At 40.9% G+C, this 14,806-nt stretch carries 14 protein-coding genes; 6 read left to right on the plus strand and 8 right to left on the minus strand.

The window, feature by feature from the left end:
* Nucleotides 1-149 precede the first annotated feature (149 nt).
* Entirely contained in the window at nucleotides 150-2,801 is a 2,652-nt protein-coding gene (locus LS48_RS03820) for a DEAD/DEAH box helicase family protein (protein WP_062620129.1), read from the plus strand.
* 4 nt (nucleotides 2,802-2,805) lie between these two features.
* Here LS48_RS03820 and LS48_RS03825 read toward each other — a convergent pair whose 3' ends face one another.
* Genes LS48_RS03825 through hemA form a run of 8 tightly spaced genes read right to left on the minus strand, consistent with a single transcriptional unit; the run spans nucleotide 2,806 to nucleotide 9,387 of the window.
* Complete coding sequence (locus LS48_RS03825; RefSeq protein ID WP_062620131.1) at nucleotides 2,806-3,138, minus strand: ribonuclease E inhibitor RraB; 333 nt, start codon at nucleotides 3,136-3,138, stop codon at nucleotides 2,806-2,808.
* A 24-nt stretch (nucleotides 3,139-3,162) separates the two neighbouring features.
* On the minus strand, nucleotides 3,163-4,065 hold the full coding sequence (gene hemF / locus LS48_RS03830; RefSeq protein ID WP_062620673.1) for an oxygen-dependent coproporphyrinogen oxidase: 903 nt from the start codon (nucleotides 4,063-4,065) through the stop codon (nucleotides 3,163-3,165).
* Nucleotides 4,066-4,093: 28 nt separating this feature from the next.
* A complete protein-coding gene (locus LS48_RS03835) occupies nucleotides 4,094-4,864 on the minus strand; it encodes an EI24 domain-containing protein (RefSeq protein WP_062620674.1) in 771 nt (256 codons plus the stop codon).
* 47 nt (nucleotides 4,865-4,911) lie between these two features.
* Nucleotides 4,912-5,394, minus strand: coding sequence for a DUF6973 domain-containing protein (locus LS48_RS03840; RefSeq protein WP_062620133.1), 483 nt, complete (start codon nucleotides 5,392-5,394; stop codon nucleotides 4,912-4,914).
* Complete coding sequence (gene hemE / locus LS48_RS03845; RefSeq protein WP_062620135.1) at nucleotides 5,395-6,429, minus strand: uroporphyrinogen decarboxylase; 1,035 nt, start codon at nucleotides 6,427-6,429, stop codon at nucleotides 5,395-5,397.
* A gap of 47 nt (nucleotides 6,430-6,476) precedes the next feature.
* The gene (locus tag LS48_RS03850; protein WP_062620136.1) at nucleotides 6,477-7,160 is read right to left on the minus strand and encodes a uroporphyrinogen-III synthase; all 684 of its coding nucleotides are present in this window, start codon (nucleotides 7,158-7,160) and stop codon (nucleotides 6,477-6,479) included.
* A 20-nt stretch (nucleotides 7,161-7,180) separates the two neighbouring features.
* Nucleotides 7,181-8,125, minus strand: coding sequence for a hydroxymethylbilane synthase (gene hemC / locus LS48_RS03855; protein ID WP_062620137.1), 945 nt, complete (start codon nucleotides 8,123-8,125; stop codon nucleotides 7,181-7,183).
* A gap of 2 nt (nucleotides 8,126-8,127) precedes the next feature.
* Complete coding sequence (gene hemA / locus LS48_RS03860; protein ID WP_062620138.1) at nucleotides 8,128-9,387, minus strand: glutamyl-tRNA reductase; 1,260 nt, start codon at nucleotides 9,385-9,387, stop codon at nucleotides 8,128-8,130.
* Nucleotides 9,388-9,579: 192 nt separating this feature from the next.
* Here hemA and LS48_RS03865 point away from each other — a divergent pair, with 192 nt between their 5' ends.
* From LS48_RS03865 to hemJ, 5 genes are all read left to right on the plus strand, one after another.
* A complete protein-coding gene (locus LS48_RS03865; RefSeq protein ID WP_062620139.1) occupies nucleotides 9,580-10,491 on the plus strand; it encodes an AraC family transcriptional regulator in 912 nt (303 codons plus the stop codon).
* A gap of 90 nt (nucleotides 10,492-10,581) precedes the next feature.
* Nucleotides 10,582-11,619, plus strand: coding sequence for a ferrochelatase (gene hemH, locus LS48_RS03870; protein ID WP_062620141.1), 1,038 nt, complete (start codon nucleotides 10,582-10,584; stop codon nucleotides 11,617-11,619).
* Nucleotides 11,619-12,962, plus strand: a complete 1,344-nt coding sequence (locus tag LS48_RS03875; RefSeq protein ID WP_062620142.1) for an MATE family efflux transporter — start codon at nucleotides 11,619-11,621, stop codon at nucleotides 12,960-12,962. The genes hemH and LS48_RS03875 overlap by 1 nt, the downstream gene beginning before the upstream one ends.
* A gap of 129 nt (nucleotides 12,963-13,091) precedes the next feature.
* Nucleotides 13,092-14,171 carry a T9SS type A sorting domain-containing protein gene (locus tag LS48_RS03880; protein WP_062620143.1) on the plus strand — a complete coding sequence of 360 codons (1,080 nt, stop codon included), beginning with the start codon at nucleotides 13,092-13,094 and terminating at the stop codon, nucleotides 14,169-14,171.
* A gap of 81 nt (nucleotides 14,172-14,252) precedes the next feature.
* A complete protein-coding gene (hemJ, locus tag LS48_RS03885; protein WP_062620144.1) occupies nucleotides 14,253-14,792 on the plus strand; it encodes a protoporphyrinogen oxidase HemJ in 540 nt (179 codons plus the stop codon).
* The last annotated feature ends 14 nt before the right edge of the window (nucleotides 14,793-14,806 follow it).

Below are 14,806 nucleotides of genomic sequence, written 5' to 3' on the forward strand. Positions count from 1 at the left end.
TAGATTTTAGATTTTTTGATAAATCTGAAACCCTATATTCAAAAATCAATTCAGTAATATTATTAAACCAATAACAGGATTTTCAACTCGTTGAAATGCCTTATTTTTGGCGTTGCAAATTTACTATTATAATCTGAGCCTTCCATAAATTGAACCTGCTATCCTCACTTCTTTTTAAATTTAATTGGCGCAGCTACCAAGCGCGGTTTTTGGAGGATTTTCAAGTTTATTTAGAGGATAATCATCTTCACGTCGTGGCTCCGCCGGGTTCGGGCAAAACGGTTCTGGGGTTGGAAATGATGCGGAGAATCAATAAAAAAACGCTGGTTCTATCGCCTACCCTAACCATCCGAAACCAATGGAACGAGCGTATGCTGGAGTGTTTTGTGAAAGATAAAAACTCAATTTCGGTTTCCTTCAACATTAAAAATCCGGAAACGATTACTTTTTCAACCTATCAATCCCTGCATTCTTTTTTTAAAAATGAATTGGAAAATTCCGAAGAAAAACTACTCCATTTTTTTGAAAATGCTGGAATTGAAAACATTATTTTGGACGAAGCCCATCACTTAAAAAACGAATGGTGGAAGCCGCTTTTCAGCTTAAAACAATTGCCCAAACACACTTTAATTTCGCTTACCGCAACGCCTCCCTACGATAGTGAACCAAGTGAAATAGCCAAGTATTTTGAACTTTGCGGCCCGATTGATATGGAAATCGGCCTGCCAGAACTCGTAAAGGAAGGCAATCTCTGTCCGCATCAGGATTACATTTATTTTTCCAAACCCGAACAGGAACAGATTCGCTACATCATAAAATATCGCGAGCAATTGATTCAGTTTGTTTCAGATTTAAAAGCGAATGAACATTTCCAGAATTTTATACTGAAACATCCTTTTTTTGCGAATACGGAAACGAATTTGGAAGCTATTTACGAGCATCCAGATTTCTATTCGGCGATACTTATTTATTTGAATTCAATTGCTTTTAAAATTCCTCATGAAAAGATTGAATTGTTGGGCGTAAAACCTAAAAATGTGAGTTTTCCCTCGTTTAATTACGAATGGGTGGAAGCGCTATTGCAGCCCCTTTTGGTTGACGAAAGGAAAAATCATCTTGAAAACGAAGCAATATTATATTCAATTGAAAAAGAGCTTCGAAAAATTGGGGCTTTTGATAAAAAACGCGTCAATCTTGTAGGCGAAAACAACCTATACCGTTCGCTTTCGCAGAGTCCATCTAAGCTTAAAAGCATTGTGAAAATTACCAAAATTGAAGCTGAAAGTCTCGGTAGCTCATTGCGGATGGTTATTCTTTCAGATTACATTCGAAAGGAATTTCTCGATTTTAAATACGGCGATTCTCTTTCGGAAATAAATAAGTTGGGTGTGGTTCCTATATTTCAACATCTTCGGAATGCGATAAAAAGGGATGTATCTTTAAAACTTCAGAAAGATAAATTAGCTGTTTTAACGGGCTCTTTGATTTTAATCCACAATTCGCTGGTGGACGAATTGACTGCCAAAATTTCTGCGGAAGCTTTTACGCAATCCATTCTTTGGGATACGGAATACATAGTCATAAACCCAACAGTGAGCGGCAAAAAGGAAATGGTAAGCGCCATGACCCAACTTTTTGAGGAAGGGTTTATTGAAGTGCTTATTGGCACCAAATCGCTTTTGGGCGAAGGTTGGGATGCGCCGGCAATCAACACTTTGGTCCTTGCCTCGTTTGTTGGTTCATTTGTTACTTCCAACCAAATGCGGGGGCGGGCCATTCGTGTAAACCAGTTGCAGCCCGGGAAAGTTGCAAATATTTGGCATATTGCCTGTGTGGACCCTACAAATGAATCGGGAGGAGCAGACATAGAAACCTTAAGCCGCAGATTTGATGCCTTCTGCGGCGTTTCGCTACAAGGAAAAACCTTCATAGAAAACGGAATAGATCGATTGGGAATAGCGAACGGATTTTCTGAAATAGCGGCTTTAAATAAAAAAATGGAGTCACTTTCCCAAAACCGAAAAAACGTAAAACAGCGCTGGGAAACAGCTTTGAAAGAAGGAAATGTTTTAATTCGCGAGCTAAAAGTGAATTTTGATGAAAAATCAATTTCGGAAAAATCGAAAAAACTGTATTATCACGATTTGGTGAAATATGCTTTCGTGGAACTTTCCGCTTTGGTGTTAATTACATTGCCCGAACTTTTTATAAACAATCTTCCGAATCTTCTTTCCAAAGGAATTCTTTACTTTTTTTACGCAGTTTTTGGCGGACTCGCAGTCTTATTTCTTCCTAAAACCATAAAAGCTTTGAAATTATATATTCAATTCGGACGAAGGGACAAACAGCTTTTTAAATTTGCCGGAGCGCTAAAAGCAGCGATGGTTGAAAAAGAATTAATTAAAACTCCAGCACCCAAACTTAAAGTTGTCATTGAAGAATTTGACCAAGGGGCTATTTCCTGTTATTTACAGGGCGCAACGGTTAAGGAAAGTCTTCTCTTTATAAATTATTTGGAGGAAATAATCGCGCCGGTTGAAAATCCGCGTTATATTATTACCCAAGCCGGATGGTTCCGGAAACTGCTAAAAATTTCAGATTATTACAATGTGCCGAAAATATTTGCTGAACGGAAAAGTGACGCAGAGCTGTTTTTCAAGTATTGGAAAAAATTCAATGGCAAGGCTATCCTCACTTTCACCCGAAATCCCGAAGGAAGAAAATTATTGTTGAAAGCGCGTTTTCATTATTACCAAAACACAAACAATGTGGGCTCTAAAAAGGCTTTGATTTGGAAATAATTGCTTAATCCATTTCGATGGGCGTTTCCCATCCATCATATATACCGTTATACTTTTTTGCAATTTCAAAAAATTCCATAGTGTCAAAATCAATAAAACTTTTGTTTACACTTTCAACCCTATAGATAATTAGTAAAAGCTTATCATAATTCTTTCTTTTTCGAAGGTGTTTAACCGAAGTTTGAAATCCAATATCCCAAGCATAGCTTTCAAAAAGCTTCAAATCCTTTCTTTTTTCAAAATAAAACCAATGGGTGACAGGGCGTTTCTCTTGCCCATCATCTCCAAAAGCATGGAGTATTTCGAAAATTCTTTTATTTGCCTTTTTTCGTGACATTAAATTGTTAGAATTAACTCCAATTCAAACCCAATCTTTCGGCTTTCTTAAAACTTCAACAAGCTTTTCTTCCTCGCTTCCCTTCTCGGGATGAAAATCATAGCGCCACTGAACGTGGGGCGGCAAGCTCATCAAAATACTTTCGATACGGCCATTGGTCTTTAAGCCGAAAAGCGTTCCTTTATCGTGCACGAGGTTAAATTCAACATATCGCCCACGCCGTATTTCCTGCCAGGTCCTGTTTGCTTCGGAATAGGGAAGGTTTTTTCTTTTTTCAACAATGGGAAGATAACATTCCAAGAAACTGTTGCCAACTTCGGTTACGAAATTGTACCAATCCTGCATTTTCATCGTGTCCGTTTCTTTTAAATAATCAAAGAAAAGACCACCAATTCCTCTCGCTTCTTCGCGATGCGCGTTCCAAAAATACTCGTCGCAGCGCTTTTTATAAGTTTCATAAAAATCCGGATTATGCCTATCGCAAGCAGTTTTGCAGACTTGATGAAAATGTTTGGCATCTTCTTCAAACAAATAATAGGGCGTTAAATCCTGTCCGCCGCCAAACCAACTATCCACGATTGTTCCTTCGGAATCGTACATTTCAAAATAACGCCAATTTGCGTGAACCGTTGGCACCATCGGACTTTTTGGGTGAAGCACCAAACTGAGGCCGCAAGCAAAGAAATCGGCATCCTTTACGCCGAAATATTGCTGCATACTTTCGGGCAATTTCCCGTGGACTTCGCTTATATTTACCCCGCCTTTTTCAAAAACGGCGCCATTTTCAATCACTCGGGTTTGGCCGCCGCCGCCTTCGGCACGTGTCCATTTGTCTTCTTTGAATTTTGCTTTTCCGTCAATTTTTTCCAAAGCGGAAGTGATTTCATTCTGCAAATTCTTTATATATGCTACAAATTTTTTTTTCATCACAAATGCCCGCTCGGGCGGGTATCTTTTAATTTTTATCCAAATCTCTATTAAAACCAATTTGCTTGGTCGTTTCCAAAACCTTTAAAGTCTCCGTACTCGCCGCAGTCACCGAAAGGGGCAACACCAAAATAATTCCAATCACCGGAATCAACAGCATCAGCATAAAAACCATGCCGTTGCCGATGGCCAAGCCGCGGTTTCTTTTAACAAACTCGATACTTTCGGCATATTTATAATGCCGTTCCAACGTATAATCCATATTCCCGAACCCGGCGTAATAGCTTTGCACCAAAAACAAAAGTACCGAAGAAATTATTCCCACAACGGGTATAAACCCTATCAAGATTATTGGGAGTGTGAGCAATAGCTCCATCAACAAATTTCGAACGTTTATCCGGATGCCCCGCCAAAGCTGTTCCGCGTTTGACGTATTTCTGTGGGAATGATTTTCGCCAAAAAGGTGCTTTTCAATTTTTTCCGAAACGGGACTCATAAAGGGCGCACTCAAGGCCATTACAATATGTCGGTACAGAATAATTCCAAAAGCAATGATAATTAATGCGCCAATAAAATCGCTAATAGTCCGGAACGTTTCGGCGCCCCATTCCCAAAACCAGATTTTTGAAATAAAGGCTCCCAGATTATCGCTCAAGCCCCAAGCGGAAAACCCAATTAAAACAGCGGTCAAAAAACTAATGGCCATCGGAATGCCGAAGTACTTCCAAAGTCCAAGTTGCCCAATAAGCTTGAAAGTTCCTGCGTATGCTTTTATGCCTTTTAGAATGTTTTTGACCATAATTCTGAATCCAAACCTTACAGTTTTTGAAACCTGTGAGGTTTTTTTCAATCGATATAAACTAATTTATCCTTAATACTTTTAACTTCTTCAACCGTTAAAATCTTTACCGCCTCCGAAGCTTTTTGTTTTAAAAATGAAACCGTTTCTGCTTCGTTTCTGTCTTTTATCTGCTCGAAATAAAATAAACCCATTGCATTATTGTGCAAATCCATGGCGCATTCCAACGCTTTGTTGGGCGAAAAATCCTCGTGCCAATCGGTAAACTGCTTTGCCCAAGCTTTTGCCTTTTGTTCGTTGTTTTGCCAGTTCAGGCACTTTTTGGTTATCAAAATTACCCAAAGTGCATGCCGGAATGCATTTGCCGGATTTCCCAAATGATGCTTGCTGCCGTACTCTCTTTCTGCAATTGCCATACATTTCTTCGTGGCAAAAATGGTCGGAAAGGTGTACATCGGATTCCTAAGAAAAAGACCAAGCAACCCAAAGAGTTGCCCAAAATCCAGATTTCTTACAATCCGATATAGCATCTATTCTTGTTTGTATTCCTTCACCGCTTCAATAAAAGCACCTGCATTTTCCAGTGGAATATTTGGCAGGATTCCGTGGCCCAAATTCACGATATAACGGTCTTTCCCGAATTCATCAATCATCTGTTTTACCATCTTTTTAATTTCTGAAGGCGGACTGAAAAGCCGCGTTGGGTCAAAATTTCCTTGCAAAGTAATTTTTCCACCTGTTAAATAACGTGCGTTTTTAGGCGAACAAGTCCAATCCACACCCAAAGCCGATGCACCGCTTTTCGCCATCGTATCCAATGCAAACCAGCAACCTTTCCCAAAGGCGATAACGGGCGTTTCATCTTTTAGCGCATCGATTATTTGCTGCATATATTGCCAGCTGAATTCCTGATAATCGGTGGGCGAAAGCATGCCGCCCCAACTGTCAAAAACCTGCACGGCATTTACGCCGGCTTTTACCTTTTCCTTTAAATATAAAATGGTGGTATCGGTAATTTTTTGAAGCAGTTCGTGGGCCAATACGGGTTGGGTAAAGCAGAACTCCTTCGCCTTATCAAAGTTTTTGGAACCTTGCCCCTGCACGCAATAACAAAGAATGGTCCACGGACTCCCTGCAAAACCGATCAACGGAACTTCGTCGTTCAGTTTTTCTTTCGTCATCTTTATGGCTTCCATTACATAGCCGAGGGTTTGGTTGATGTCCGGCATAATTACGCGTTCCAAATCCTTTTTCGAGCGGATTGGATCCGGCAACCATGGGCCAACGCCGGGTTTCATCTCTACGTGGATGTTCATCGCCTGCGGGATTACCAAAATATCGCTAAACAAAATAGCAGCGTCCATGCCGTATCTGCGGATGGGCTGCACGGTAATTTCACTTGCAAGTTCCGGGGTTTGGCAGCGGGTGAAAAAGTCGTATTTCGCTTTTATCTCCTGAAATTCGGGCAAGTATCTTCCGGCCTGGCGCATCATCCAAACAGGCGGTCGCTCCACGGTTTCGCCGCGGAGGGCTTTTAGGAATAAATCGTTTTTAATAGGTTTCATAAGTTTTGATTCAAGACCCCAAAGGTTTATAAACCTTTGGGGTCTGGTTATTTTAATATTTTCACAGCTTTGGCAATTACGCTTTCCACGGTTGTGGCATTTGCAATTACTACGTTTTCGGTATATTTTTTTGCTTCGGAAGCAGTCGTTGTGCCAATACAAACGAATGTTGGTTCATCATTAATGAGATTGCTTCGTTCCTCGCAATAACTTCGCACGCCGCTTGGACTGAAAAACAAGATTGCATCAAACTGCCTTGCAAATTTTTTCGGATTCAACGTTGTTTTATATACTTCAATTTCTTCAAAAGCGATATGGTTTTCCTTCAATTTTGAGGGAATTTCATCGCTTCGGATGTTTCCGCAGAAAAAGTGAAAGGAATCATTTTTATGGCTTTCAACTAAATACGAAGCCAATTCGGAAGCATATTCGGTCATTTTGACCACTTTGAAACCGTTTTCTTCCAAAAGTGATTTCGTCTTTTCACCAACGCAAAACATCCTCACCTCCGACCCCTCTCCTTCCAAAGTAGAGGGGAGTTGGTCTTTTTCATTTAAATAGGCCTTCACAGCATTTTGACTTGTGAAAATAGCATTTTCCACAGTATTCGGGGCTTTAAAAGGAACAAATTCAATGTTTATGGCATTGTAATCTACGAGAGAAATTCCGGCGTTCACGAGCAGTTCCCTTTGAGAAGGACTCAATTTTTTTGTTGAGAGAACGCTTTTCATTTCAATGAAATTTAAAATACTTACTTATTGATCTGGCTCTTGATTTGCGCCATCAATTCGCTGCCGCCATTTTTCAAAATCTGCAAGGCGCATTCCTTTCCAAAATGTAGGTAATCGGTTTTGTCCACAGCCTTTTCAATCTCCAATTTTTCCTTTCCGTCCAAAGAAAACAGGCAGCCCTTAAGGAGGACCTTATCCTCAATTATTTCAGCAAACGAACCTATTGGCGCGGTACAGCCACCTTCGAGGGTTCTTAAGAATTCACGTTCTATATGGGTGCAGATTTCGGAAGCGGGATCATTTAATTTTGAAGTGGCATCCTTGGAAAAATCATCATTTTCCAAAGCTACAATAACCATTGCGCCCTGTGCCGGGGCGGGAAGCATCCAGTCTAAAGCCTCCCCAACTCCTCCAAAGGAGGGGCTTATTATGTGCGCTTCGCTCACATATCCTAATCTCTGTAAACCAGCTTTTGCGAAAATTGCACCTTGCCAGTCATTATCACTTAATTTTTGAAGTCGGGTATTTACGTTTCCTCGTAAATCCACAACTTTATGATGCGGATATCGATTTAACCATTGTGCCTGACGGCGTAAACTTCCGGTGGCAATCGTGCATGGTTTTTCGAAATCTATTACATTCTTTGTCACCAAAATATCTTCGGAAGAGGCGCGCGCCAAAACAGCGGTCTGCACGATGCCATTGGGCAATTGCGTGGGCACGTCCTTCATACTGTGCACGGCAATGTCCACCGTGCCCTTTATCATTGCGACGTCCAGCGTTTTGGTGAAAATGCCAGTGATGCCCATTTCGTAAAGAGGCTTGTCCAATACCAAATCGCCTTCGGACTTTACGGGAACCAGCTGGGTGGTATAGCCCAAAGCCTCAAGTTTGGATTTTACGGTGTTGGCTTGCCAAAGTGCAAGTTCACTGTCGCGGGTGCCAATTCGGATTGTTTTTTTCAAGATTAGGCAGTTTCAAGTTGGAAAACCCTTCGGATGAGTTCTATACTTTCGGCAGCGCCTTCCTCGCCTTTTAGGTGATTGGCGAAATGTGTAGTTATTTTTTGGATAAGACGGTCGCTGATTATTTCGGCCTGGGCCTCGTTGAAACCATCAATCTTTTTGCGTTGATAGTCAATTTCACCTTCCTTGATTTCCAGCAGCTTACTTTTTAGGGCCTTAATGGTAGGCGCAAACTTTCGGTTGTCTGCCCACTGATTGAATTCCTTTTCTATTTCGGCTATTATTTTCTTCGCCTGCGGAAGTTGGGCCGCCCGTTTTTCAAGGGTATTGTCCGTTACCGCAGATAGATGGTCCATATGCACAAGGGTAACGAACTCGTTCTCCAAGACGTCCTCGGAAACGTTTTTCGGAATGGAGAGGTCCAGGATAAGCAATGGTCTCTTCAAGTACAGAAGCTCTTTGGAAATAGTAGGCTGTTGCGCGCCGGTAGCGACGATAAGCACATCGGCCTGGGCTATTTCGCTTTGTATATCGGCATAGTCCTTTACCACCAAATTGAATTTGCCGGCCACTTTCTCGGCCTTTTCCTTGGTGCGGTTTATAAGAGTGATATGGTCGTTTTTGGTATGCTTGATCAGGTTTTCGCAGGTATTTCTTCCTATTTTCCCGGTGCCGAAGAGCAATATGTTCTTTTCGGAAATATGGGGCACGCGCGACATTATGTATTGCACGGCCGCAAAGCTCACCGAGGTAGCGCCGGAGGAAATCTCCGTTTCGTTCTTTATACGCTTGCTGGCCTGGATGACCGCATTGGCAAGACGCTCCATAAACGGATTGATGATGTCGTGTTTTTTGGACTCGCGGAAAGCATTTCGCAGTTGGCTTATAATTTCAAAATCGCCTAAAATCTGGCTATCCAGCCCCGTACCAACCGTAAATAGATGCGATACGGCATCGCGGTTTTTATAAATATAGGCTACTTTTTCAAACTCCTCCACCGTGCCGTTGGTGTGCTCGCAGAGCAATTTTATAATTTGGTATGGATGCTGTGCAAAGCCGTAAAGCTCGGTGCGGTTGCAAGTGGAAATTACGGTAAGGGAAGGAATGCCGTCTGCTTTGGCCTGAAGGAGTATTTTTTCCTTCGCAATATCACTAATGCTGAAGTGGCCACGGATTTCGGCATCTGCTTTTTTGTAGTTTAGGCCGATGGCGTAAAAATTGCCTTCGAGGGATTGGCCAGAATATGTTTTCAAGTTTTCCATATAAAACAGGAGCAAATGTAAGCGCATTGTTTTTTAAAAAATAACGCCAGCGGTATCTTTTATGTCGTTGGCTGTTAAAAAAGGGCAAAATATGACAATTATCATATTTTAACCCCTAAATTCGCGGTTTCAGGACAAAGTTAACACTATTTAATTTAGAACTATTCTAAATAGAAAGCATTCAGAATTGATATGGAAGCATCAAAAAATGTCGCTCAAAGTTTACCCGCCAAGGAGATAGGTTTTTATGAAGAAACAACGATTTCACCCGGGTTTTTCATCTTAAAATTCAACAGTGAAACCGATGAGAACCAAAATTTTAAGCGGGAAGTGAGTTCCAATTTCATCCAGTTTCATTTCTGTATAAAGGGCTCGGCTTCCTTTGTTTTTAACAAAGGAAATTACAAACTGTCCATACAGGAAGGGAATTCGTTGTTGCTCTATAATCCGCAACGCGATTTGCCGCTGGATCTGTCGCTTAACCCGCATTCGTGGGTGCTCTCGGTATTGCTTCCCATCAATAAATTCCACAGTCTTTTTTCTACGGAAGCCAATTACATCACTTTTTTGAGTGAAGAAAACAAAGACCGAAAGTATTATAAGGATGGCCATATTTCGCCATCTATGGCCGTAGTGCTGAACCAATTGATGAATTACAACCTACACCCAACCATAAAACCATTGTATTTTAAGGCCAAGGCTTACGAATTGCTAAGCTTATACTTCAACCGCCCAGCAGATGCCGATGTAGAGCAATGCCCATTTTTGGCAGATGAAGACAATGTTTCCAAAATAAAAAAAGCCAAGCAGATTATGGTCGCCCGAATGGCCGAACCCCCAACCCTGCAACAATTGGCAGACGAGATAAACCTACCACTAAACAAATTGAAAGAGGGGTTTAAACAAGTTTATGGCGATTCTGTTTTTAGTTTTCTATTTGATTATAAAATGGAAGTTGCACGCCAACTTTTAGCCACGGGTTCTCACAACGTGAACGAGGTAGGATTAAAAGTGGGTTACAGCACCTCCAGCCATTTTATTGCCGCTTTTAAGAAAAGATTTGGCACAACGCCAAAAAAGTTTTTGATGGGGCTAAATGCTTAAGCAATAAAAATTGTGTCATTGTTTTTAAATATAGTCTGTATTGAGGATTGTATTATAAAAGAGTAATTTTGCCTAAAATTTTCCAAAGTTATGAAAGGAGTCCTCCTCGTAAATCTCGGTTCGCCGGACAGTACCAATCCAAAAGACGTTAAAAAATATCTCGATGAGTTTTTGATGGATCCTCGGGTCATCGACGTTCCATTTTGGCTGCGTTCCTTTATAGTAAGAGGAATTATTTTGAATACCCGCCCAAAGAAATCTGCCGAAGCTTATCAAAAAATATGGTGGGACGAGGGTTCACCCTTGATTGTTATTTCAGAAAGACTTCAGAAAAAAATTCAGGAAAAAACAACCGTTCCCGTTGCTTTGGCAATGCGCTACGGAAGTATGACTTTAAAAAAAGGACTACAGGAATTGGTAGATCAAGGCGTGGATGAAATTTTAACCATTCCCCTTTATCCACAATTTGCAATGGCAACCACAGAAACCATTGACGTGAAAGTGGAAGAGCTTAAAAATGAATTTTTTCCGCATTTGGAAATTACATCACTCCCCGCATTTTACAACAAGCCAGAATATATTGAAGTGCTTTCAAAAAGTATTTCGGAGAAACTTGAAAATGTAGATTACGAACATCTAATTTTTAGCTATCACGGTGTGCCGGAAAGACATATTTATAAGCGCGACATTACCAAAAACCATTGCAAGATTGATGGCAGTTGCTGCATAACGCCCTCGCCGGCGCACGAGTTTTGCTACCGCCACCAGTGTTTAAAGACCACTGCTTTGGTTGCCGAAAAACTGAACTTAAAGCCAGGCACATATTCCAACGCCTTCCAATCTCGATTGGGTTTTGATCCATGGCTGAAACCGCCGACCGATAGAACCATAGAGCGTTTGGCACTTGAAGGAACCAAAAAAATGGCGATTGTAACTCCAGCTTTTGTAAGTGATTGCCTTGAAACCTTAGAGGAAATAGCAATGGAGGGTCAAGAAATTTTTCACGAAGCGGGCGGAAAGGATTTTACTGTTGTTCCCTGTTTAAACGACCGTGATGATTGGTCCGAAGTCTTGACCAGCTGGATTGACCAATGGCGCATTGCAGATGTAAAAACCGCAATTGCCTAATGAAGCCCAACCAAAGCGCCACATTGGGCACAGATTCCATTGGAAGCTTATTGATAAAACAGGCCGTTCCCGCATCTATTGGAATTTTGGTAATGTCGCTGAATATTCTGGTGGATACCATTTTTGTGGGCAACTGGATTGGTTCCATTGCCATTGCCGCCATAAATGTAGTTTTACCTGTTTCGTTTTTTATAGCTGCATTGGGAATGGCTATTGGTATTGGTGGTTCTTCAATAATCTCTCGTGCTTTAGGAGCTGGCAACAAGGAGCGCGCCCTTAAAACCTTCGGAAATCAAATTACTTTAACGCTTTTGCTTACTACTGCAATGGTGGTTTTTGGGTTGATTTTCATAAATGAACTCATTCCGGCTTTTGGAGGGAAAGGCGACATTTTTGAACCTGCAAAAATCTATTATCGCATCGTTCTTTACGGCGTACCCCTTTTGGCGTTGTGTATGATGGGAAACAACGTAATCCGTGCCGAAGGAAAGCCTAAGTTCGCAATGATTGCGATGATTATCCCTTCCGTAGGTAATCTTGTTTTAGACTATATTCTTATCTATCATTTGGATATGGGAATGGCGGGTGCCGCATGGGCTACCACTATTTCGTACGGCTTGTGTTTTCTGTATGTGCTGTGGTTTTTTTTAAGCGATAAATCGGAACTAAAAATAAGCCTACCGCATTTTGGACTCGATTTCCCCATTTTGAAGGAGATGTCCGCACTGGGTTTCGTAACCCTTGCGCGACAGGCTGTTGTTAGCATTACCTACCTTTTGATGAACAATATCCTGTTCGATATTGGCGGCGAAGCTTCCGTGGCATCTTACGGCATTATTGCCCGGATGTTGATGTTTGCGCTCTTCCCGGTTTTGGGGGTTACCCAAGGGTTTTTGCCCATTGCGGGCTATAATTACGGCGCCCATAAATTTCCGCGGGTACGGGAAAGTATCAACAAAGCCATTATGTATGCAGCCGGTTTGGGCCTTGTTATTTTTATGGTAATAATGGTTTTTCCCGAAGCGATCGTTTCCGTATTTACGAACGATCCCGATATACTTTCAGATACCCCGCACTATATGCGCTGGGTATTTGCCGCAACGCCCATTATAGCCATCCAGTTAATTGGCTCGGCCTATTTTCAGGCCATCGGGAAGGCAGTGCCGGCGCTTTTGCTTACGCTGACACGGCAGGGGTTTTTCTTTATTCCGCTTATTTTTATACTGCCACATTACTTTGGCGAACTTGGCGTTTGGATTTCCTTTCCGGCAGCCGATGTGCTTTCAACCATTGTAACAGGTTATTTTTTGAATCGGGAAATTCGGAAGACACTTCGCGATTAAAAAGGATTTTTTGGTATCTTTCAAATACCAAATCTTTTTAATTATGAAATGCCCATTAAAATATTTCAAACCCCCGAAGATGAATAATGTGGGCATTCCATCTTCCGCTTTATCAAATATTATATACAGATGAAAAAAATAGTACTCCTTCTCGTAGCTTTCATTTGCTTTCACACTGCAATTTCCCAACCCGCTGGATTATTGAACGAAACCTTCCGCTTGAAATCCTTATATAACGGAAATGAATATCTGACCCCCAATGGGGAAAATCCAAACATTACCATTACTGATAACTCCGGAAACTATGCTGTTGAAGCCAATGGAATTTCAAATATATTTTCTGCTGAAGCAATTTTCAGTGGAAATTCCATTGCCTTTTCCAATCCGGGCGTTACACTAAATGATTGCACAGACCCTAATTGCTATTACGAAGATTTATACTTTTATGATGTCTTGACAAATTCAAATCTCGATCCCAAAACGCTCACTTATTATTATTCGGAAAACAATGGGTTTAAGTTTTTAAGGCTACGGGACGCAAATTATAATACAGCCTATTATAGCACCGAACCTGCGCCTATAGCCAACCCAATGCTGTTTCAAACCTGGTATCTCTTTATGCAGGAAGGAGATATGGGTGATCCTATTTTTTATAGCGGCCCCAATCCACCCCAAATAACCATAAACCCAGATTTTACGTTTACCGGCATTGAAAGTTGTGCAACCATCAGCGGCGGATTTATTTTGGGAAATGGAGACATTTATGCGTTTCTCTTGCAGCCCCATAATTTTATGAATGACGAAAGCAATTGCGCGCCAGGCCAAGCGGAATACGCCTTGTATGAACTTCAAGGCGGCATGCTTCTGGATACCAGTGTTTATGAGGGAAATGACGGAAATGATTATCTTCAGTGGGAATACGCCCCCGGCTTTCTCTCCCACTTCACAAACGTGCTGTTATCAACTCCCGAAAACAGCTTGGCCGATTTAAGGATTTATCCAAATCCCGCCCAAAACAAATTGATCCTTCAATCCACTACCAATAATTTCGATTCTGTTTCCATTTCAGATATTAATGGGAGAATAGTAATGAATTCGGTAAACAATAATTCAAATGAAATTGATGTCTCAAATTTAAAATCGGGCATGTATTTTATAACCATCTCTTCTTCCGAAGGAAACATTACGAAGAAATTTATAAAAAATTGAGTTTCAAAAACAATTGCCAACAACCATTATTTTATTTATTAGGTATCTTTACGCCCAAGTTTTAAAAAAACTGAGCTGTTAATGGAACAATACTATCCGTACATAAAATCCCTTCACCTAATATTTATTATTACTTGGTTCGCAGGGCTTTTTTATATTGTTCGCCTATTTGTTTACCAAATTGAGGCTTCCGAAAAACCTTCCCCTGAAAGGGAAATTCTGGGAAATCAACTGAAAATAATGGCTTCCCGACTTTGGAACATTATTACTTGGCCAAGTATGATATTGGCTGTTTTTTTTGGAATCTGGTTGCTGTTAATGCGCACATTTTTCTTGGCAGACGCTTGGATGCAAGTAAAACTCGGCTTTGTAATATTATTGCTTATTTATCACTTTAAATGTCACGAGATATATAAACAGCTGCAAAAAGGGGTGGTGAAACATTCGTCAAACTATATGCGCCTTTTTAATGAAGCACCCACAATCATTCTCTTTGCCGTAGTGTTTTTGGTGATTTTAAAAGATGGAACCAATTGGATTTATGGTACTATAGGCATTATTGTTTTTGCAATTTTATTAATGATGGGTTATAAAATTTATAAACGCATTCGGGAGAAATAGCTTCGTCTTTTGGA

Source organism: Aequorivita aquimaris (assembly GCF_001573155.1).
Classification (GTDB): Bacteria; Bacteroidota; Bacteroidia; order Flavobacteriales; family Flavobacteriaceae; genus Aequorivita; species Aequorivita aquimaris.

Coding starts and splice junctions, on each gene's coding strand:
- LS48_RS03835 (WP_062620674.1), bottom strand. CDS start 4,864: ATGGTCAAAAACATTCTAAAAGGCATAAAAGCATACGCAGGAACTTTC.
- LS48_RS03865 (WP_062620139.1), top strand. CDS start 9,580: ATGGAAGCATCAAAAAATGTCGCTCAAAGTTTACCCGCCAAGGAGATA.
- hemE (WP_062620135.1), bottom strand. CDS start 6,429: ATGAAACCTATTAAAAACGATTTATTCCTAAAAGCCCTCCGCGGCGAA.
- hemJ (WP_062620144.1), top strand. CDS start 14,253: ATGGAACAATACTATCCGTACATAAAATCCCTTCACCTAATATTTATT.
- LS48_RS03850 (WP_062620136.1), bottom strand. CDS start 7,160: ATGAAAAGCGTTCTCTCAACAAAAAAATTGAGTCCTTCTCAAAGGGAA.
- LS48_RS03875 (WP_062620142.1), top strand. CDS start 11,619: ATGAAGCCCAACCAAAGCGCCACATTGGGCACAGATTCCATTGGAAGC.
- LS48_RS03840 (WP_062620133.1), bottom strand. CDS start 5,394: ATGCTATATCGGATTGTAAGAAATCTGGATTTTGGGCAACTCTTTGGG.
- LS48_RS03880 (WP_062620143.1), top strand. CDS start 13,092: ATGAAAAAAATAGTACTCCTTCTCGTAGCTTTCATTTGCTTTCACACT.
- hemA (WP_062620138.1), bottom strand. CDS start 9,387: ATGGAAAACTTGAAAACATATTCTGGCCAATCCCTCGAAGGCAATTTT.
- hemF (WP_062620673.1), bottom strand. CDS start 4,065: ATGAAAAAAAAATTTGTAGCATATATAAAGAATTTGCAGAATGAAATC.
- LS48_RS03825 (WP_062620131.1), bottom strand. CDS start 3,138: ATGTCACGAAAAAAGGCAAATAAAAGAATTTTCGAAATACTCCATGCT.
- hemH (WP_062620141.1), top strand. CDS start 10,582: ATGAAAGGAGTCCTCCTCGTAAATCTCGGTTCGCCGGACAGTACCAAT.